We start from the raw sequence: 2246 nt of genomic DNA on the forward strand, positions 1-2246 counted from the left end.
GAAACATTCGTTACTGTTTCTTGACTGCCAATTCCTCGAACAAAAAAAGCCGCCGCTCCGATCAAAAGAGCCGAACCGATCAGGCATACTTCCACGCCGCCGATCTGATACAATGCGCCGGACATGAGCGTACCGAGCAGCCGCCCTCCCGCGTTCGCCATATAGTAAAAACCAACATTAAGGATGGTCTGATCTTTATCCGAGATAGCGAGAATAAGATAGGAATGGAGCGATGAATTAATCGCGAACAGAATACCGAACAGCGTCAACCCTCCCACCGTCACAACGCCGAGCCAAGCGAGATTATCCGCGAGAACAACCTGATCGGTCAGGAGGTAAATAAAGGCGGCAAGTAGCAAGGGAACAATGGCCAACGCCCCGCCCCAATGGCTCGCTGCGGTGATTTCAGCGGACAAACCATCCAGAGATTTTCGAACAAAGCGTGGCGCCACGGCCTGAACGAACCCATAGGCTATGACCCAGGCCGCCATAAAGCTTCCAATCTCGACAAAGCTCCATCCCAGAACTTCATCCAGATACAAAGGCACGCCGACAACGAACCAGACATCCCGCCCGCCAAACAGAAAGAATCGGGCCAGCGCGATCAGGTTTATGTCGCGTGTCTTGGAAAGAATGCGCGAAAAGGGCGGTTTTGAGGTCGGCTGTCCAGCTAGCTGTCTGAGAAGAAGGAAGGAGGCGATTAAAACGACCGCAAGGCCGGCCGCCATGACGATCAGCGCCCCTTCAAACCCGATTGCCGTCAGCAATGCGCCGCCGAGGAAGAAGCCTGCGCCCTTTAAGGCGTTTTTTGAGCCGGTCAGCGCCGCTACCCACTTAAACAGGCGGGAGTTTCCGCCCTCGGGCAACAATATCTTGATCGAGGATTTAGCGCTCATCTTGGTGAGATCCTTGGCGATTCCCGAGAGTCCTTGTGACAGGAAAACATACAGGACTGATATTTCCTTGGACCAACTCGGATCGAGCTGCGAGAGCATAAAAAGCGCCGCGATCTGCAACCAGAGGCCTGCATATAATGTAAAGCGCAAGCCCAGCCTCGCCGCGATCCAGCCTCCAACGAGATTGGTCACGACACCGAAAAATTCATACAACACGAAAAGTGAAGCAAGCTCTATAGGCGTGTAACCCAGACTATGAAAATGAAGAAGGACAAGCATCCGAAGCGCGCCGTCAGTCAGTGTCAGCCCCCAATAAGCGCTTGTAACAACCGCATAATCGCGCATCGCACTCATTGGATATCTTTCGCGACCTTCGCGGTTAATTCCCGCATCCGCCAGACATACCCGATTTCATTGTCATACCAGGCAAGGATTTTTACCTGAGTTTCATCAACAACCATGGTTGATGGGGCGTCAACAATAGAAGAGCGGCGGTCATTGACGAAGTCGGCGGAGACAAGCGACCGCGCCTCATAACCGAGAATGCCGTCAAGCTCTGCCTCGCTCGCGGCTTTGAAGAATCCGTTTACTTCCTCAACGGTCGTTGGCCGCGACATTTCCAGAACACAATCCGTAATTGACGCATTTAGCAGCGGCACCCTGACAGCGACGCCGTTCAGCTTTCCCGCCAGTTCCGGATATATCATGGCAATTGCCGTCGCCGACCCGGTTGAAGTGGGAATCAAGGAGTTCAACGCGGAACGAGCCCGGCGCAAATCCTTATGCGGAGCATCGACAATGACCTGCGTATTCGTGACATCATGAATTGTTGTGATCAGGCCGTGGCGAATACCAATATTCTCCTGCATCACCTTGATCAGCGGCGCCAGACAGTTTGTGGTGCAGGACGCATTGGTCAGAATATGATGCGCAGTCGGATCATACAGATGATCATTAACACCCATTACGATATTGAGGTCTGCGTCCTTAACCGGAGCCGCAACGATTACCTTTTTAACGCTCTCAGAGAGATAAGGTTGCAGCACATCCCGCTTCTTGAACTTGCCGGTGCATTCAATAACGATATCCACATCCCGCTCAGCCCAAGGTATTTCCTGCGGGTTGGTATGCTCGGAAAATGTCATGGAGAAGTTACCGGCATTCAGATACGGCTCTTCCCAGCTAACAGGGATATCGAGATGACCATGGACGCTATCGAACTCGAGCAGATGTGCTGCAGTCGCTGCGCCCCCTTTGATTTCGTTAATATGAACAATCTCAAAGTCGGGGGCATCTTCTTCACTCACGGCATGTTCCAATGCCGCCCTCAGGAACAAACGCCCCATGCGA

Annotated in this window: 2 protein-coding genes; both read right to left on the minus strand. The window is 52.7% G+C overall.

Going from position 1 to position 2246, the window contains the following annotated elements:
* The coding region (gene arsJ / locus P1U71_RS17890) for an organoarsenical effux MFS transporter ArsJ (RefSeq protein WP_301107034.1) at window positions 1-1250 on the minus strand (1250 nt) is incomplete at its 3' end.
* Window positions 1247-2246, minus strand: a 1000-nt coding sequence (locus P1U71_RS17895) for an ArsJ-associated glyceraldehyde-3-phosphate dehydrogenase (protein ID WP_301107035.1), incomplete at its 5' end; no start/stop codon positions are given. The genes P1U71_RS17895 and arsJ, both read right to left, overlap by 4 nt.

This window comes from Sneathiella sp. (assembly GCF_029233945.1).
In the GTDB taxonomy this organism is placed as follows: domain Bacteria; phylum Pseudomonadota; class Alphaproteobacteria; order Sneathiellales; family Sneathiellaceae; genus Sneathiella.